This is a genomic window from Pseudonocardia oroxyli, from assembly GCF_900102195.1.
In the GTDB taxonomy this organism is placed as follows: domain Bacteria; phylum Actinomycetota; class Actinomycetes; order Mycobacteriales; family Pseudonocardiaceae; genus Pseudonocardia; species Pseudonocardia oroxyli.
The window spans coordinates 1-17,479 of the sequence record NZ_FNBE01000004.1 but is presented as its reverse complement, the minus strand read 5'-3'; the positions used below and the strand labels follow the sequence as shown (position 1 = coordinate 17,479).

Genomic DNA, 17,479 nt, shown 5'->3' with positions numbered 1-17,479 from the left:
CTACGGAACCGCCAGGGTCTGCGCCTCCCGGGCCACCCCGCGCAGGCCGGCCGCCTCGGCGTCCGCCGCCAGGGTCCGCGCCGCGGCGGGGTCGGGGTCCAGCTGCAGCGCCAGCAGGCGACACCGCAGGATCGACGGGACACCGGCCGCCCGCTCGGCGAGCGCCGCGGCGACGGCCAGGTCCGCGCGGGCGCGGTCCGCGTCGCCGCGCAGCAGGTGCAGGCGGGCGGTGGCCAGGGCGACCGGGCCGACGACGCCGACCTGCCCGGTCGTGGCGACCAGACCGGTCAGCGGCGTCAACACCTCGAGGACCCGGGCGACGTGCGGGTGCAGGCGCAGGTCGGCGACCAGGTGCGCGAGCAGCGTGAACCGCCCGTGCGTGATCCACCCGGTCGGCTCGGGCCGGGCGAGCTCGGCGGCGACCCACTGGGCGGCCAGTGCCGACCGGCCCAGCCCCGCGGCCGCAGCCGCGCACAGCAGCGGGACGATCCGGTCGTCGGGCGCCGCGGCGGCGGACGGCGGCGCGGTCGTCACGCCCGGGAGGCCTACCAGCTCCGCGAGCCTGCCCTGCTCCCACCGCAGGGTCAGCACCGCCAGCGAGTAGACGCCCGCCTGGTAGAGCTCGGTCCGCCGGTGCAGCGCGTAGGCGTGCTCGAAGCGGGCCTCGGCCGCGTCGAGGTCGCCGCGCCACTGGGTGAGCATGCCCTCCGCCCACCGCAGCTGGGCGCGGTCGACCGGCAGCCGCAGCAGGTCGCTCGCCGCGATGCCCTGCCGCACGTGCTCCTCGGCCCGCGCGGTGTCGCCCAACGTCATCCGCGCCATGAGGAGCAGGCTGTGCCGCACGGCGTCGTCCGCGGGCGGACCCGCCCGCAGGGCCTCCTGGCGCTCCAGCAGCGCGATCGACTCGGCCGCCCGCCCGGCGACCCCCGAGTAGACCAGGGCCCGGCCGAGCAGCGCGTCGGACAGCGCCTCGGCGTCTCCGCACTTCTCGGCGACCTCGATCGCGCGGGCGGACAGGACGTCCGGCACGGACTCGTCCCGGTCGTAGCAGCTGCCGACGGCCAACGCCGCCAACACCCTCGCGTGCGCGGGCGGGTCCCCGGCCACCAGCCGCTCGATGCCGGCGAGCCGGGAGACCAGGCGCCCGTGGCCGGTCGCCGACCCCGCCCGCCCACCCTCCGCGTCCTGGCCGTAGGTGGGCCAGGGCCACGCGCCGGCCGTGCGCAGCAGCGTCCCCGCGAGCAGCCCCGCGGAGCGGGTCCGGCCGTGCCGGACGGCCGCGAGCAGGGCCGCGTCGACGACGTCGAGCACGGTCTGCCCGCGGCCCGCGCGGGCGAGCGCGCCGAGCCGGGCGACCAGCAGCTCGTCCCGTTCGGTGTCCCCGCCCCCGGTCTGGTCGAAGACGTCGAGGGCGGCGCCCCACCAGCGCGCGGCGCTGTCGGCGTCCCAGCGGGCGTCGGCGTCCCGGGCGGCGGTGCGGCACGCGTCGAGGACCTCGGCGGGGTCGACCAGCGGCAGCGCGGCGACCAGGTGGGCCGCGCGCCGCGACCCCGTGGTGAAGCCGGCCGCGCACGCGTGGGCCCGGCGCCGCCGCACGTCCGACAGGCCGGCCAGCACCTCGTCGCGCAGCAGGCCGTGGGCGAAGCCGTACCGCCCCTCGGCGGCGACGATGATCTGCGCGGCGGCGGCCTCGTCGAGCAGGTCGACGACCTCGTCGAGGTCGAGCCGGGTGATCGCGCCGATCACCTCGAGGTCGAGCGGGTCGCCGGTGACGGCGGCGGCCCGCAGCACGCGCAGGACGTCGTCGTCCAGGGCGCCGAGCCTGCGCCCGAGTACGGTCCGCACCGCCCCCGGGACCTCGCCCGCCAGCCGGTCCGCGCGCGGCAGCCGGGCGTACTCGCCGACGAAGAACGGGTTGCCGCCGGTGTGGTCGGCGAGGGCGCGGACCTCGTCGGCGGCCAGCGGCTCGCCGCCGATCCGCTCGGCCAGCTCGGCGACCTCGGTCTCGGCGAGCGGCCCCAGCGCGAGCGTGCGGGTGCCCGGGCGGCGGGCCGCGGCGGCGAGCAGGCGGTCGAGATCACCCCCGCCGCGGCCGTCCCGCCCCCCGGGCCCGTCGCGGACGGTGAGGACGAGCCGCGCCGGGCCCGCGGCGAGGTGGGTCAGCAGGCCCAGGCTGGCGGGATCGGCCCACTGGACGTCGTCGACGACGACCGTAGCGTCCCCGACCAGGGCGTCGACCTGCTCGTAGACGGCGTAGCGGGCGTCGTCCGCCTCGGCGCCCGCGGGTGGGGTGAGGACCCGGGCCGGGTCGCCGCCGAGCGCCTTGACGAGCGTGCGGATCGGCCACCAGGGCGGGACGCCGTCGTCGTCCGGGCAGGTCACGCGGACCGCGTCCGGATGCGGGCGCAGGACCTCCTCGGCGAGCCGGGTCTTCCCGATGCCGGCGGGGCCGGTCAGCACCAGCCATCCGGTCGCCGCCCGCAGCGCCTCGAGCTCGCGCACCCGTCCGACCAGCTCCGACCGCGCGGGCTCCGCCGCGGCGACCGGGGTGCGGGCCGCCCCGGGCCACGCGTCGAGTGCCGGGTCCCGGTTCAGCACCGCGGTCTGCAGCGCCCGCAGCGCGGGCGAGGGTTCGAGGCCGAGCTCGTCGGCGAGCACACGGACGTGGGCGCGGAGGGCCTCGAGCGCGTCGGCCGTGCGACCGGCGCGGTACAGCGCGGTGACGTGCAGCCGACACGAGCGTTCGCGCAGCGGGTCGCTCGCCTGCAGCTCCCGCCCGAGCCCGACGGCACGGGCGACCCCGCCGACCCCCAGCAGGCCGGTGACCAGGTCCTCGCCCAGCTCGGCGCGGCGTTCGTCGAGCTCCGCGGCGGCGACCCGGACCCACTCGGCGTCGGCCAGCTCGGGGAGCAGCGGACCGCGCCAGACGGCGAGCGCGGCGTCCGCCGCCGCGACCGCACCGGCCCAGTCGTGGGCGGCGACCGCGGCGCGGGCCGCGTCCGCACCCGCCCGGAAGGCGGCGACGTCGGTGCGCTCGGCCGGGACGTCGAGCAGGTAGCCGGGGGCGCGGCGGACGATCGCGGGGCCGGACCCGTCGCGCAGGGCCCGGCGCAGGTTCGACACGTACGCCTGCAGGCCCGCGGTCACCCGCGGCGGCCGGTCCGGGCCCCAGACGGCCTCGACGATCGTGTCCGTGGCCACGACCCGGCCCGCGTCGAGCGCCAGGACCGCCAGCACGGCACGCTGCTTGGGGCCGCCGAGGTCCGCGGGACGGCCGTCGTCCCGGACCGCTTCCAGGGCACCGAGGAGGCGGTAGCGCAACGACACGTCACCGATCCTGCAGCACGGCCGCCCGCACCGGCGCCGCGGCCGCGATCACCCCGTGCGGGTCGAACGTGGCGACCAGGGTCGAGAGCCGGGCGAGCGTGGGCGGGTCGTAGGCGCGGGCGACCTCGGCGGGGTCGGCGGACACGGCGAAGTTCGGCAGCCTGCCCCCGGTCGACCAGGGCGCGAGCGCGGCGATCACGGAGCGGCAGCCCGTGGGGTCGGCGCTCGGCCCCTGGGCGATCCCGATCGCGCTCACGCAGTACGCCGCGTCCCGGTGGCAGACCGCGCTCGGTTCCGGTGCGCGCGACACCGCGCCGCCCAGCTGCCGGATCTCGACCACGATCTGTTCGGGCCCGGCCGCGGCGAGCAGCGCGTCGACCGCCGCGGCGGGCAGGGCGCGCAGCAGGGTGCTCGCCTCGGCGACCGGCATCGGGTCGACGGGGTCGGCGTGCACCGACCCGATCTCGGCGTACGGCAGCGGCCCGACGCCGCCGAGCACGGGCTCCGGGAACCCGGCGCGGTCCAGCACGGTCCGCCCCGCGGCGGGGGCGCCGACCCAGGCGTAGCGCACCGCCACGCCGACCCGGCCGCCCAGCGGACCGGCGCCGGGTGGCAGGCGCACGATCGCGACCGAGGTGGTCGCCTCCTCGGGCAGGCCCGCGCTCCACTCCCGCCAGGTGTGCAGGACCGCGGCGGCGTCCGCGCCGTCGAACCAGAGACAACCCGCGAGCAGGCCGGGCAGCCGGACGAGGTCGAACTCCACCGCCGTCACGATCCCGAGGGCGCCCTTCCCGCCGCGCAGACCCCAGTACAGGGCCGGGTTCTCGGTGGCGGCGGCGCGGCGCACCCGGCCGTCCCCCGTCACCACCTCGAACGCCGTGACCAGGTCGGACGCCACACCGAACGTGCGGGCGAGGGGGCCGTGCCCGCCGCCGGTGAGGTACCCGACCACCCCGACCGCGGGCGCGGAGCCGGTGAGCCCGGCGAGGGGTTCGGGGGTGGCGGCGAGGACGTCGGTCCAGCGCACGCCCGCACCGGCCCGGACCCGGGCGCCGTCGACCACCAGCCCGGTCATCCGTCCGGTGTGGACGAGCAGGGTGCCGGGGCTCGCGGGCGTCGCGCCGTGGCCGGTGTGCTGGACGGCGACCTGCAGGCCGTGCGCGGCGGCGCAGCGCACCGCGGTGGCGACGTCCGTCTCGTCGAGCGCCTCCACGACCGCGACCGGGCCCGCGGCCGGGTTCCAGGCGGCGAGGTTCCACGGCACCGCGAGCGCGGCGTAGCCGGGGTCGCCGGGGCGGTGCAGGGGCCCGCGCAGGTCGGCGGCGAGCGCGTCCAGCGGGGTGGTGGGGACGGGCAGCGTGGTCATGGGAACACGGTGGCCGCAGGGACTTGGCGTGCTCTTGGGGTCGTCTTGTCGCGGGCGGGGCCTGCCGCGCGGCCCTGACGCCTGGCCCTGACGCTTGGGACGCACAAGCGTCGCTCAGCGGTGCTTGGGCGTCCCGAGCGTCAGGGCCGGCCGGCCCGGGCGGCCCGGGCGTCAGCGGGCCCGGGGAGCAGGGAGCGCAGGACGCGGCCCGCCCGGGCGCCGTCGGGCTCCTCGCCGGTGATCAGCTTGAGGTAGACGAAGGACTCCACGACCCGGACCACCGTGAACGCGAGGTCCGCCGGCGGCAGCGGGCTGACCAGCCCACCCGCGGCGGTCTCCGCGGCGGCGAGGGTGTCGACGAGCGTGATGAACCGCCGTTGGAAGGCGCTGTGGGACAGGGTGAGCAGCCGCATCGCGAACTCGCCCTCCTCGGCGAGGAACCGACGCATTCCCGGGTGGGTGAGGGTGTCCTGCACGAACAGGGTCAGCCGGACGGCCAGCTCCGAGGGGTGGTCGGGGTCGGCCGCGGCCCGGTCGCGGGCCCGCTCGGCCGACGCCTCGACCGTGCGCTGCGCGAGCGACCAGATGATCTCGGTCAGCAGCTCCTCGCGGGAGCCGACCCAGCGGTAGACCGTCGCCCGGTTCACCCCGAGCTCGGCCGCGAGGGCGGTCATGTCGACCCGCCGGCCCGCCTGGAACGCCCGCCGGGCGACCCGGAAGGCGGTGAGCGGGTCCGGCCTGCCCCCGCCGGCCAGTCGGTCCTGCAGCGATGTCCGCATCCGCACTCCCGGTGGACGTTGACGACGTACTGTGAGCTGGGTCATGCTATGCGACATCGTCTCGAAATGTCGCATCGACGCGACAGGGCGAGGCGCTGTCGCATCTCGACGAGGAGAAGCCGCATGACGGAAACGCAGCACGTCCCCGCGGGTCGGCTCGGCGACCCCGCCCACACCCTCGGCACCGACCCCCGGGCCGACCCGCGCATGGTCGCGGTGTTCGGCGCGTTGGGTGCGCTGGACCACCCGGCGCCCGCACCGCTGACCGCGCAGGCGAGCCGCGAGGAGCTGTTGGCCTTCGTGGACGCCGCCGAGGAGGGCTTCGAGGGCCTGTTCACCGTGCTCGGCCAGGACTGGGCGCCGGTCGACGGCGTGACCCGCGAGCACCGGACGATCACCGGAGCGGGCGGGCACGAGATCGGCCTGCACATCCACCGTCCCGAGGGTGGGACCGGGCCGCTGCCGGTGATCTACCAGGTGCACGGCGGCGGCATGGTCATGCTGCAGACCGAGGGCCCGCTGTACACGCACTGGCGAGACGAGCTCGCGGCGGCGGGCACGGTCGTCGTGGGGGTGGAGTACCGCAACGGCGGCGGGGTGCGCGGCCCGCACCCCTTCCCCGCGGGTCTGGAGGACTGCGCCGCGGGTCTGCAGTGGGTGCACGCCCACCTCGCGGAGCTCGGCGGCACGCACATCACGGTCACCGGGGACTCCGGCGGCGGGAACCTGGCGCTCGCCCTGGCGATCAAGGCGCGCCGCGAGGGCTGGGGCGAGGTGATCGCGGGCGTCTACGCGCAGTGCCCGTACATCCTCGGCACCTGGGACAAGCCGCCCGCCGAGCTGCACTCGCTGTGGGAGAACGACAAGTACTGGCTGGACCGGGCGCTGTTCCCGCTGCTCGCCACGGTCTACGACCCCGAGGGCGCGCACGTCGACGACCCGACCTGCTGGCCGCTGCGGGCCCGCACCCCGGACCTGACCGGCCTGCCCCCACACATCATCTCGACCAGCGAGCTCGACCCGCTCCGCGACGAGGGCCTGGCCTACCACCGCATGCTGCTGGCGGCGGGCGTCCCGTCGGTCGGCAAGATCAATCTGGGCCTGTGCCACGTCGGCGAGCTGCTCTTCCGCGAGGCGATGCCGGACGTGTACGCCGAGGCCGTGCGGGACGTCACCGGGTTCGCGAAGTCCCTGGCCTGAGCGCACGGCGCGCTCGTTCACCGGGTGTGCGCGAGCGCGCCGTCCGTCGTCAGGTCTGGTGGGGGTAGGTGTGGTCGAGGGGCGGCACGAGGGTCTCCTTGATCGCCCTGGGGCTGGTCCAGCGCTGGAGGTTGAGGATCGAGCCCGCCTTGTCGTTGGTGCCGGAGGCGCGGCTGCCGCCGAAGGGTTGGCGGCCCACGATGGAGCCGGTGGGGCGGTCGTTGACGTAGAAGTTGCCCGCGGCGTGGCGGAGCTCGCGGTGGGCGGTCTCGAGAGCGGTGCGGTCGGTGGCGAAGACCGCGCCGGTGAGGGCGTAGGGGCTGGTGCGGTCGACGAGCCGGAGCACGTCCTCCCACGGGGAGTCGTAGACGTGCACTGCGAGGATCGGGCCGAAGTACTCGGTGGTGAACGCGTCGTCGGTGGGGTCGTCGGGGGTCAGGACGGTCGGCTGGACGAACCAGCCCTCCTCGGCGGAGGTGCCCCCGCCGACGAGGACGTCCGGGCGGTCGTCGAGCACCCGTTCGAGGCGGCGGAAGGCGCGCTCGTCGATGACGGCGCCGCCGAAGTTCGCCAGGTCGGCCACGTCGCCGTAGGTCAGTGACCCGGTGACGGCGACGAGGGAGTCCCGCAGCGCGGGCCACAGCGCCCGCGGCACGTAGGCGCGGGAGGCGGCCGAGCACTTCTGGCCCTGGTACTCGAACGCGCCGCGCACCAGCGCGGTGGTCAGCGGGGCGGGGTCGGCGGAGGGGTGGACGACGACGAAGTCCTTGCCGCCCGTCTCGCCGACGATGCGCGGGTAGGCGCGGTAGCGGTCGAGGTTGTCGGCGACGGTGCGCCACAGGGTCTTGAAGGTGGCGGTGGAGCCGGTGAAGTGCAGCCCGGCGAAGTCGGGGTCGGTGAGCGCGACGCGGGAGACGGCGAGCCCGTCGCCGGTGACGAGGTTGATCACCCCGGGCGGCAGCCCGGCGGCGTCGAGGACCTCCATCGTGTACTGCGCCGCGAGCTGCTGGGTCGGGGTGGGCTTCCAGACGACGGTGTTGCCCATCAGCGCGGGCGCGGTGGGCAGGTTCCCGGCGATGGCGGTGAAGTTGAACGGGGTGATCGCGACGACGAACCCGTCGAGGGGCCGCCAGTCCATCCGGTTCCACTCGCCGGGGACGCTGCGGGGCTGTTCGGCGAGGATCCGGCGGGCGTAGTGGACGTTGAACCGGAGGAAGTCGATCAGCTCGCAGGCCGCGTCGATCTCCGCCTGCTGCACGCTCTTGGACTGGCCGAGCATGGTGGCCGCGTTGATCCGGTCGCGCCAGGGTCCGGCGAGCAGGTCCGCGGCGCGCAGGAACACGGCGGCGCGTTCGTCGAAGGGGAGGGCGGCCCAGTCGCGGGCGGCCGCCCGGGCGGCGGCGACCGCATCCGCGACGTCCGCGTCCGTGGCGTTCGCGGACACGCCGATCACGGAGCGGTGCAGGTGGGGTTCGCGCACCTCGAAGGGCTCCCCGGCGGCCATCCGGCGCTTCCCGCCGATCGTGAGGGGCAGCTCGGGGCTCGCCGCGCGGACGGCCGCGACGGCGGCGACCAGCGCGGTCCGCTCCGCGGTGCCGGGTGCGTAGGTCCGGACCGGTTCGTTGGCGGGCTCAGGCACGATGGTGACGGCGTCCATGATCATCCCTTCACGAGCGAGCGGAGGAGGAAGCCCAGGTTGGCGGGCCGTTCGGCGAGGCGGCGGGCGAAGTAGGCGTACCAGTCGGCGCCGTACGGGACGTAGACGCGCATCCGGTGCCCGGCCGCGGCGAGGCGGCGTTGCTCGTCGACCCGCACGCCGTAGAGCATCTGCAGCTCGAAGGTGTCCGCGGCGCGTCCGTACCCCAGCGCCCGCTGGATCAGCCGCGGGTCGTGGGTGCCGATCATGGGGTGGCCGGAGCCGGCCATGAGGATGTCGAGGCAGCGCGCGTACGCGGCGCGGACCTCCGACGGGTGCTGGTGGGCGATCGCGGCGGGCTCGGCGTAGGCGCCCTTGACCAGCCGCACCCGCGAGCCCGCGAGGGCGCGGCAGTCCGCCTCGGTGCGGTGCAGCGCCGCCTGCACCACCGCCCCGACCCGGGGGAACTCCTCCCGCAGCCTGCCGACGACGGCGAGGGTGTCGTCCACCGTGGACGAGTCCTCCATGTCCACGGTGACCGTGGTGCCCGCGCGGTCGGCGGCGGCACAGATCTCGGCGGCGGCGTCGAACGGGCGGGGGCCGAGCGCGGAGAGCTTCACCGACACCTCGGCGGGCAGGTCGCCCACCCCGGCGAGCAGGTCGAGGTAGGCCCGCACGGTGGCGGCGACGCGCGCGGGATCGGTCACGTGCTCGCCGAGATGGTCCAGGGTGGCCAGACGGCCGTCCGCGGCCAACGTCCGCACGGCGGCCAGCGCCGAGTCGGTGCTCTCCCCGGCCACGAACCGCTCGACCAGCCCGCGCCCGGCCGCGGCCGTCACGAGCCTGCGGACGGCAGGCACCCGGGTGGCCGCGTGCACGGTCGCGCTGAACACCGTCATCGCGGGTCGTGCTCCAGGGGGACGTGCACGCCGCGGACCACGCCGAGCTGGACCTCCTGGCGGGGGAGGAGCGCGTCGAGCAGCCAGTCCGCCGCCACGCGCACGCGGTTGCCGGGCATCGACAGCAGGTGGTAGCCGCGGGTCACGACGGCCGCGGGGAACCCGGACAGCGGGATGCCGAGGGGGTTGGCGGCGGCGTCCGTGCCGCCGAGCTCCACGACGAAGCCCAGGTCGTGGTGCCGGTAGGTCCCCGGCGTGCCGACGCCCAGCGACGCGGCGACGTTCCGGGCGGCGAGCGTGCCCTGCCGGGTGGCGTGCTGGGCCGTCATCGCGGTGACCGAGCCCGGGCGCGTCACGTCCGGCACCGCCGCGGCGTCCCCGCACGCGAACACCTCGGGATGCGCGGCCACCCGCAGGTCGGTCCGGACGACGAGCCGCCCGCGGTCCGTCGCGAGCCCGACGGCCTCGACGAGCGGGTCCGGCCGCACCCCGACGCACCAGGCCAGGGTGTGCGTCGGCACGGTCTCGCCGGTGGTGAGCAGCACCTCGCGGGCGCGGGCCTCCTGGACCGACTGTCCCGTGCGCACCTCGACGCCGCGTTCGCGCAGCACCCGGTCGGCGGTCCGGGACAGCCGCGGGTCCAGCTCGGGCAGCACCCGGTCGGCGAGGTCGAGCAGCAGCCAGCGGGTCGGGGTGTCCCGCAGCGCCGGGTAGCGGGCGGCGATGTCCGCGGTGAACGTCGCGGCCTGCGCGGCCAGCTCGGTCCCGGTGTAGCCCGCCCCGACCGTGACGAAGGTGCAGCGCGCCGCCCGCTCGGCCGGGTCCGCCGCCGTGGCGGCCAGCTCGATCTGGCGGATCAGGTGATCGCGCAGGTAGAGGGCCTCGGGCAGCCCGCGGAAGCCGTGCGCGTACTCGGCCACGCCCGGCACCGGCAGCAGCTTGTTCACACTGCCGACCGCCAGCACGAGTCGGTCGTAGGGGACCGAGCCGGTGCCGCCGTCCGGATCGCGCCAGGTCACCGTGCGGGCCTCGACGTCCACCGTCTGCACCTCGCCGAGCACGATCTCCGCGCCCTTCAGCGACCGCGCCAGCGGCACCGCCACCCGGCGCGGGTCCAGGGTGCCGACGGCGACCTCGGGGAGCAGCGGCAGGTAGAGGAAGTGGTCGAGCTGGTCGATCACGGTGATCCGCGCCTTGCCGCGCAGGGTCCTGAGCAGCCTGCGTGCGGCCGTGTGCCCCGCGAAGCCGGCACCGACCACGACCACCCGGGGGAGCTCCGTCATGCGGTCAACATAGCCTCCACGTGCACGTTCTTCATGGCGCCGAGGACGTTGCCGAAGGGGTCGACCACGGCGGCGGTGAGGACGCCGGGCCGCGCTCGATCGGCGGCCGGTGCGGCGTCGCCCTCAGCGCGCGCCCAGCTCGGCCGCGACCGCGGCGAGGGTGTCGAAGGCGGCCGCGTACTCGGCCTCGGCGCGCTCCCGGAACTGCGCCAGCGGCGGCGCCACGTCCACCAGGGCCAGCGGCACCGTGACCACGGTCAGGGCCATCCCGAGCGCCTCGCCGAGCAGGATCTCCAGCAGCGGGACGGCGTGGTCCCAGCCCTCGCGGGGGGTCCCCGGGTCGTAGAGCGCACCCTGGCTGGTCACGATCACCGCCTGCCTGCCCGCCATCGGCTGGGTGGTGTCGTCGAACGGGGTGGTCACGCCGGGGACGTGGATGTAGTCCAGCCACGCCTTGAGCGTCGAGGGCACCGAGTAGTTGTAGAGCGGCGCCCCGACCAGCAGGACGTCCGCGTCGACCAGCTCCTCGATCAGCTCCCGCTGCAGGGTCTCCGCCGCGGCGGGCGGGTGCGCGTCCGCCGGGCGCAGCCGCGGCGGCCAGTGCAGCGCGGCGTCCGGCAGGTGGGGCAGCGCGTCGCGGTGCAGGTCCCGGCGGGTGACGAGATGGTTCGGGCCCGCGGCCCGCCACGCCTCGGCGAAGTGGGCGGTGAGCGCCCGGGTCCGGGAGTGCACCAGGTCGGCGGAGGAGTCGAGGTGCAGCAGGGTGGGCACGAACGCCGAACCTACGGCAGGGTGACCGGTCATGAGCGACCGCATCGAGGTGACCCGGGTCATCGCCGCCGAGCCCGCGGCGATCTTCGCCGTCCTGAGGGACCCGAAGGGGCACGTCGACATCGACGCGTCCGGCATGTTGCAGAGCCACACCGGGGAGCCCGCGTCCGCGGTCGGGGACTCCTTCACGGTGCACATGGACCGCGAGGCCCTCGGGGACATGCCGGAGCTCGGGCGCTACGACGTCGAGGTGCACATCGAGACCTACGAGCCGGACCGGGCGATCGCCTGGTCCATCGTGGGGCTCGCGAGGCCGCCGCTCGGGCACGTCTACGGGTACACCCTCGAGCCCGTGGCGGGCGGCACCCGGGTGACCTCCTACTACGACTGGTCGGCGGTCCGGGAGGACTGGAAGCACCGCTTCCCGATCGTCCCGGAGTCCGCGCTCAAGGCCACCCTCGGCATCCTGGCCCGGACCGTCCGCCAGGGGTCGTGACCGCGGCCACCCCGGGAAATACGGAGGCCCCTCCGGTCGGTTGCCACGGGACATGAAGACGTGGTTCATCACCGGTTCGTCCCGCGGTTTCGGTCGGGAGTGGGCGGTCGCGGCCCTGCGGCGCGGCGACCGGGTCGCCGCCACGGCGCGGGACGCCTCGACCCTCGACGACCTCGTCGCGACCTACGGGGACGCCGTCCTGCCCCTGACGCTCGACGTGACCGACCGGGCGGCCGTGTTCGCCGCCGTGGCGCGGGCGCACGAGCACTTCGGCAGGCTCGACGTCGTCGTCAACAACGCGGGCTACGGGCAGTTCGGCATGATCGAGGAGCTCTCCGAGGCCGACGCCCGCGACCAGATCGAGACGAACGTGTTCGGCGCGCTCTGGGTGACCCAGGCCGCGCTGCCCCTCCTGCGCGCGCAGGGTTCGGGACACTTCCTGCAGGTCAGCTCGATCGGGGGGATCAGCGCGTTCCCGAACATCGGGATCTACAACGCGTCGAAGTGGGCGCTGGAGGGCTTCAGCCAGTCCCTCGCCCAGGAGGTCGCGGACTTCGGCATCCACGTGACCCTGATCGAGCCCGGCGGGTTCGACACCGACTGGGGTGGCGCGTCCGCCCGGCACGCCACCCCGGACCCCGCCTACGACGCGTTCCGGGTGAAGGCGGCCGAGCAGCGCCGCTCCCGCACCGCGAAGTCCGGGGACCCCGAGGCCTCCGCCGCGGCCGTGCTGGAGCTCGTCGACGCCGAGAACCCGCCACTGCGCGCCTTCTTCGGCGAGGTCCCGCTGTCGATCGCGAAGGCGGACTACGAGTCCCGCCTGCGGGAGTGGGAGCAGGGCCAGGACCGCGCGGTCCGGGCGGGCGGCCGCTAGTCCGGCGGGCTAGGGCGGCGCGCCGTTCGCCCGGCCCGGGCCCGTGCGCAGCTCGCGCAGGGTCCAGCGGCCCGGGTCGCCGACCAGGGTCGTGACGCTCAGCGGGTCCACGTCCACACGCCACACGCTCGCGGGCGGCGCGCCCAGGGCGTGGGCGATCGCGGCCCGCACCACGGCCGGGTCCACCACGACCAGCAGGCCGCGGGGGCGCTGGGGCACCGCGCGGAGCCAGGCGCCGATGCGGGACACGAAGTCCTGCATCGACTCGCCCCCGTGCGGGGTCGACTCGGGGTCGGTGAGCCAGCGGGTGAGGCCGTCCGGGTCGGCGGCGGCGACGTCGTCGAGCGTGCGGCCCGCCCACCGCCCGTGGTCCAGCCCCGCCAGCGCGGGGTCGACGGCCGCGGGCAGGTTCAGCGCGTCCGCGGTCTGCCTGCAGCGCAGCGACGGCGCCGACCGCACCTCCTCGTAGCGCGGGAGGGCATGCGTGGTGAGCTCGCTGCTCTCCAGGGGCTCGTCGGCAGCGAACGAGGACCGACGCACGGCGGCCGTGGCCCCGTGCGCGAGGAGCACCACCCGCACACCGCGCATTATGGGGCAGTGCCGTGGGTCAGGCGGGCCGTGGGTCAGGCGGCCTTCGGGGCGGCCGTGGCCATGGCGTCCAGGACCGTGATGTTCAGCTCGAAGGCGCGGACCGCCTCGTCGCACACCCGGCGCTGCTCGATCTCGTCCCACGGCGCCCCGTCGAGCAGGGCGCGGTAGCGCACCCGGAACCTCGACGGGCTGCCCAGCGCCGAGAAGTCGTAGAACAGGGCGCCCGCGCCGGTGATCCCGTACGTCTTCTCCAGCAGCTTCCCGACGACCTGGCCGCCCGCGAGGTCGCCCAGGTACCGGGTGTAGTGGTGGGCCACGAACCGGGCGGGGTCCGCCGCGCGCAGCCGGGCGGCGTAGGCCTCGGTCTCGGGGAGCAGCCGCGGCGCGGCCGTCGAGCCGCCGAGCGCCTCGACGTCTCGCAGCAGGGCGGGGAGCCTGCGCAGCTCGTCGATCACGAACGGGCCCGCGACGGGGTCGTCCGCCAGCTCGTCGCCCCGGGCCTCCAGGGCGCCGTAGATCCCGAGGTACTGCTCGGCCAGCAGGGTGTAGCCCGCGATCGGCAGCTCGCCCGCGAGCAGGGCGGCCATGTAGGTGGAGTGGTGCGCGCGCTCGTGGACGACCATGGTCGCCTCCCGCAGTGCGGTCGACAGTGGCACCGGGATCCCCCTTTTGCTGACGCCGTGTCAGCAAAAGGGTAGCCCACGCCCGCGACTGAGGCCAGCCTAAGTTGCGGCGCCCGCCATGGCCAGCACGATCCGCACGGCCGCCTCGATGGTCTCCGGGAGCTCGTCGGCGGGCACGTCGACCAGCTGTCGGGCGCCCAACGCCGCCGCGATCATTGCGACGACGACCGCGGGCTCCGCCACTCCCAGCTCGGTGACGATGGCGGTCAGCCGCGCCGAGATGGGGTCGGCGTGCGCGGCGATCCGGCGGTAGGCCGCGGGATCGAGGGCCTGGGTCAGCGCCTGCCCGGGTGGCAGGTGGAACTCGGCGAGCCGCTGCAGCTGCAGCCGGACGAACACCGCCAGCCGCTCGGCCGGGGCGGGCGCGGCCTCGAGCGCGGCCTCCAGGTCGGCGACGTAGCGGGCGGCCTCGTGCTCCACGAACGCGACGAGCAGCGCCTGCCGGTCGGGGAAGTGGTTGTAGATCGAGGAGCGCCCCACCCCCGCGGCCGCCGCCACCCCCGAGAGCGTGACGGTGTCGAAGCCGCGCTCGTAGAGCTGTTCGCGCAGCGCCGCGAACACGCGGGCGCGCACCTCGTCGCGGTGGGCGGCCAGCGACCCCCCGAGCACCTTCGGCACCGTCTCAGGGTAGGTCGTCGGCCGCCGCCGGGCACGCACCTACCCGCGTCTGCGTGAGCCAAACGTGAAGAACCAGACGCCCGCCGTCACCGGTCTGCCGGTTGACCGGCCCGTCCGCCCGGCGAAGGGTGAGGGTCCGGCGGTCGGGTAGGGGAGGCGGCACTGTCCACGGCAGTGAGCTCGGCACGGGGTTCGGCAGTGAGATCGGCCACGACGACAGGGGAGCACGCGGGCTTCTGCGCGGCCACCGTGTCACTGGACCACGGCACGGTCGCCCTGCGGCTCGCGGGGCGGCTGGACGGCGAGTGCGCGGCGCGCCTGCACCACGCGCTGCACGCGGCCACGGTCGGGGCCCGCGCGGTGGTCGTCGACCTGAGCGAGGTGACCCACCTGGGGTCGGTCGGGGTGAGTGCGCTGCTCGGCGCCTACACCCGCGGGGGCGGCCGGGTCCACCTCGCGGGCCTCACCCACCCGGCGGTGCGGCAGGTCGCCACGCTGCTGGAGCTGGAGCGACACTTCACCGTTCACCCGGACGTCGAGGGGTTCGTCGACTCCGTCCGCTGAGGACGTGGTCTGCTTGTGCCATGCGGATCAGTGTCTTCGGCTTCGTGGGTGACGGCGGCGGGCGGAGCGTCGTGGACGCGTTCGTCGCGGAGCTCGAGACCCTGCGGGCGGAGGGCTTCGGCCGGATGTGGGCGGCCCAGCTGCCCCAGGAGCCCGACCTGCTGACGGTGCTCGCGATCGCGCTGCGCGAGGTGCCGGACATCGAGGTCGGCTCCGGTGTGGTGCCGATCCAGCCGCAGCACCCGATGGCGCTGGCCCAGCGCGCGCTGACCACGAACCTGGTCGGGGAGGGCAGGCTCACCCTGGGGCTGGGGCTCAGCCACCGCGCCGTCACCGAGGGCCAGTGGGGGATGTCCTGGGACCGCCCGCTGCGGCGCATGACCGAGTACCTCGACGGCCTGCTCCCGCTGCTCGCGGGCGAGCAGGCGGACGCGACCGGCGAGCTGCTGACCACCCGCGGGCGCCTGCGGATCCCGGGCGCCCCGGCGCCCGAGGTGTACCTGGCCGCCCTCGGCCCGCAGATGCTGCGGCTGGCGGGGCGGCGCACGGCGGGCACGGTGACCTGGCTGACCGGCCCGAAGACCCTGGCCGAGCACGTGCTCCCGACGATCACCGCCGCGGCCGAGGAGGTCGGCCGGACCGCGCGGGTGGTGAGTGCGCTGCCCGTCTCGGTGACCGACGACGTCGACGCGGCCCGCGCCCTCGCCGCCCGCCGGTTCGCGATCTACGGCAGGCTGCCCTCCTACCGCGCGATGCTCGACCGCGAGGGGTACGCGGGCCCCGCGGACGCCGCGATCATCGGCGACGAGCAGGAGGTCGGCGAGCGGCTGGCCGAGCTGGCGGCGCTCGGGGTGGCCGAGTTCGTCGGCATCCCGGTGGCCTCGGACGCCGAGGGCACGGCGCGCACGCGTGCGGTCATGCGCGCGGCCGAGTCGGAGCCCGCGCGAGAGGGTGCGCGTCCCCCGGTGGACGCCGGGGTGACGAACGGCCTGCCGGGACGTGAGGAGTGACGCGTCGGCCTTCAGGGCGCCCGCGGAGTGCCCCTAGTCTGGCCACGTAGTCCCAGCGATCGATCCCCTTGAGGTGACCGTGTGAGCGTCGAGGCCCCCGACGTCGTCCCGCCGGAGTCCGACTCCGCGTCCACACCGGACCGCGCGCGGCCGGTGACCGGCCAACGCCGCAGTGGTTGGCAGCAGGGCCTGGTGTGGGCCTTCGTGGTGATCCCGATGCTCGCGCTGCTGGGCACCGTGCCCGTGGTCTGGGGCTGGGGTCTCGGCTGGTGGGACCTGGCCATCGCCGCGGTGTTCTACACCGTCGGGATCCTGGGGGTGACGGTCGGCTACCACCGGCACTTCACCCACGGCTCGTTCAAGGCCCGCCGCTGGCTGCGGGTCACGCTGGCGATCACCGGCTCCATGGCCATCCAGGGCTCGATGATGGCCTGGGTGGCCGACCACCGCCGCCACCACGCCTACTCCGACAAGGAGGGCGACCCGCACTCGCCGTGGCGCTACGGCACCACGCCCCTGGCGGTGGCCCGCGGCTTCTTCTGGGCGCACGTGGGCTGGGTGTTCGACCGGGACAAGACGAACTGGGAGCGGTTCATCCCGGACCTGCTGGCCGACCGGGCGCTGCGCCGGGTGTCCGGCCTGTTCGGGCTGTGGGTGACCGCCAGCCTGGTGCTGCCCGCGGCCCTCGGCGGGCTGCTGACCTGGTCGTGGGCGGGCGTGCTCACCGGCTTCTTCTGGGGCGGCCTGGTCCGGATGGCCGTGTGCCACCACGTGACCTGGTCGATCAACTCCATCTGCCACATGGTCGGCGCCCGGCCGTTCCGCTCGCGGGACCGCAGCCGCAACTTCTGGCCGCTGGCGGTCCTGTCCATGGGCGAGAGCTGGCACAACCTGCACCACGCCGACCCGACGTGCGCCCGGCACGGCGTGCTGCCGGGTCAGATCGACATCTCGGCCCGGGTGATCTGGTTCTTCGAGCGGTTCGGCTGGGCGTGGGACGTCCGCTGGCCCACCACCCGCCGCCTCGACCGGCTCAAGCGCGTCTAGGAGACTGCTGAAAATCCGCTGGCGTGGGATCGGGTGTTGATCTCGCCCGGCTGGGAGGCTGTCGGGGTGCAGGGACGGTCTGATCCGCAGCGTGAGTTGCTCGATGTCGAGTCCGTGGCTGGGCATCTGCTCCCTTCGGGTGGGATGTTCGCGTTCCTGGCCGCGCACCGCCGGGAGTTGTTTGCGGACGAGTTGTTCGCCGACCTGTTCGCCGCGGGTCGGGGTCGGCCGTCGGTGCCGGTCGAGGTGGTGGCCTCGGTGCTGGTGTTGCAGACCCTGCACGGTCTTTCGGACCGTGAGGCGGTCGAGGCACTCACGTTCGATCTGCGGTGGAA

17 protein-coding genes are annotated in these 17,479 nt (G+C 75.6%); 7 read left to right on the top strand and 10 right to left on the bottom strand.

From position 1 onward, the window contains the following. The 3 genes from BLS43_RS07070 to BLS43_RS07060 all read right to left on the bottom strand — a co-directional run bounded on the left by BLS43_RS07070 (position 1) and on the right by BLS43_RS07060 (position 5,472). Complete coding sequence (locus BLS43_RS07070; protein WP_093078657.1) at positions 1 to 3,327, bottom strand: ATP-binding protein; 3,327 nt, start codon at positions 3,325 to 3,327, stop codon at positions 1 to 3. Between the two features lies 1 nt (position 3,328). Continuing rightward, a complete protein-coding gene (locus BLS43_RS07065; RefSeq protein ID WP_093078653.1) occupies positions 3,329 to 4,693 on the bottom strand; it encodes an FAD-binding oxidoreductase in 1,365 nt (454 codons plus the stop codon). Positions 4,694 to 4,833: 140 nt separating this feature from the next. Beyond that, the gene (locus BLS43_RS07060) at positions 4,834 to 5,472 is read right to left on the bottom strand and encodes a QsdR family transcriptional regulator (protein WP_143029963.1); all 639 of its coding nucleotides are present in this window, start codon (positions 5,470 to 5,472) and stop codon (positions 4,834 to 4,836) included. Positions 5,473 to 5,595: 123 nt separating this feature from the next. On the opposite strand from BLS43_RS07060, the gene BLS43_RS07055 reads away from it, so the two are divergent. Further along, a complete protein-coding gene (locus BLS43_RS07055) occupies positions 5,596 to 6,672 on the top strand; it encodes an alpha/beta hydrolase fold domain-containing protein (protein ID WP_093078647.1) in 1,077 nt (358 codons plus the stop codon). Between the two features lie 49 nt (positions 6,673 to 6,721). Here the strand turns inward: BLS43_RS07055 and pruA are convergent, their stop codons facing one another. The 4 genes from pruA to BLS43_RS07035 form a co-directional block, all read right to left on the bottom strand. Continuing rightward, positions 6,722 to 8,329: an L-glutamate gamma-semialdehyde dehydrogenase gene (gene pruA / locus BLS43_RS07050; protein ID WP_093078644.1), complete on the bottom strand. Its 1,608-nt coding sequence runs from the start codon at positions 8,327 to 8,329 to the stop codon at positions 6,722 to 6,724. 2 nt (positions 8,330 to 8,331) lie between these two features. Continuing rightward, the gene (locus BLS43_RS07045; RefSeq protein WP_425438530.1) at positions 8,332 to 9,201 is read right to left on the bottom strand and encodes a proline dehydrogenase family protein; all 870 of its coding nucleotides are present in this window, start codon (positions 9,199 to 9,201) and stop codon (positions 8,332 to 8,334) included. A 2-nt stretch (positions 9,202 to 9,203) separates the two neighbouring features. Next, a complete protein-coding gene (locus BLS43_RS07040) occupies positions 9,204 to 10,490 on the bottom strand; it encodes an NAD(P)/FAD-dependent oxidoreductase (protein ID WP_093078638.1) in 1,287 nt (428 codons plus the stop codon). A 123-nt stretch (positions 10,491 to 10,613) separates the two neighbouring features. Then, the gene (locus BLS43_RS07035) at positions 10,614 to 11,261 is read right to left on the bottom strand and encodes an FMN-dependent NADH-azoreductase (RefSeq protein ID WP_176921212.1); all 648 of its coding nucleotides are present in this window, start codon (positions 11,259 to 11,261) and stop codon (positions 10,614 to 10,616) included. A gap of 31 nt (positions 11,262 to 11,292) precedes the next feature. On the opposite strand from BLS43_RS07035, the gene BLS43_RS07030 reads away from it, so the two are divergent. Next, entirely contained in the window at positions 11,293 to 11,757 is a 465-nt protein-coding gene (locus tag BLS43_RS07030) for an SRPBCC family protein (RefSeq protein WP_093078635.1), read from the top strand. 52 nt (positions 11,758 to 11,809) lie between these two features. Continuing rightward, complete coding sequence (locus BLS43_RS07025; protein WP_093078632.1) at positions 11,810 to 12,631, top strand: SDR family oxidoreductase; 822 nt, start codon at positions 11,810 to 11,812, stop codon at positions 12,629 to 12,631. Positions 12,632 to 12,640: 9 nt separating this feature from the next. On the opposite strand, the gene BLS43_RS07020 is transcribed toward BLS43_RS07025, so the two are convergent. The 3 genes from BLS43_RS07020 to BLS43_RS07010 all read right to left on the bottom strand — a co-directional run bounded on the left by BLS43_RS07020 (position 12,641) and on the right by BLS43_RS07010 (position 14,523). Further along, the gene (locus tag BLS43_RS07020) at positions 12,641 to 13,210 is read right to left on the bottom strand and encodes a histidine phosphatase family protein (protein ID WP_237192560.1); all 570 of its coding nucleotides are present in this window, start codon (positions 13,208 to 13,210) and stop codon (positions 12,641 to 12,643) included. Positions 13,211 to 13,254: 44 nt separating this feature from the next. Beyond that, on the bottom strand, positions 13,255 to 13,878 hold the full coding sequence (locus BLS43_RS07015; protein WP_281245818.1) for a biliverdin-producing heme oxygenase: 624 nt from the start codon (positions 13,876 to 13,878) through the stop codon (positions 13,255 to 13,257). 66 nt (positions 13,879 to 13,944) lie between these two features. Continuing rightward, positions 13,945 to 14,523, bottom strand: coding sequence for a TetR/AcrR family transcriptional regulator (locus tag BLS43_RS07010; protein WP_093078626.1), 579 nt, complete (start codon positions 14,521 to 14,523; stop codon positions 13,945 to 13,947). A gap of 198 nt (positions 14,524 to 14,721) precedes the next feature. Here BLS43_RS07010 and BLS43_RS07005 point away from each other — a divergent pair, with 198 nt between their 5' ends. The 4 genes from BLS43_RS07005 to BLS43_RS06990 all read left to right on the top strand — a co-directional run. Then, positions 14,722 to 15,087: an STAS domain-containing protein gene (locus BLS43_RS07005; protein ID WP_176921211.1), complete on the top strand. Its 366-nt coding sequence runs from the start codon at positions 14,722 to 14,724 to the stop codon at positions 15,085 to 15,087. A 20-nt stretch (positions 15,088 to 15,107) separates the two neighbouring features. Further along, complete coding sequence (locus BLS43_RS07000; RefSeq protein ID WP_093078620.1) at positions 15,108 to 16,097, top strand: TIGR03564 family F420-dependent LLM class oxidoreductase; 990 nt, start codon at positions 15,108 to 15,110, stop codon at positions 16,095 to 16,097. Between the two features lie 153 nt (positions 16,098 to 16,250). Further along, positions 16,251 to 17,144 (top strand): acyl-CoA desaturase, encoded by an 894-nt coding sequence (locus BLS43_RS06995; protein ID WP_245707385.1) that lies wholly within the window; start codon positions 16,251 to 16,253, stop codon positions 17,142 to 17,144. A gap of 66 nt (positions 17,145 to 17,210) precedes the next feature. Then, positions 17,211 to 17,479: transposase (locus BLS43_RS06990; protein ID WP_143029979.1), on the top strand; the 269-nt coding region annotated here is incomplete at its 3' end.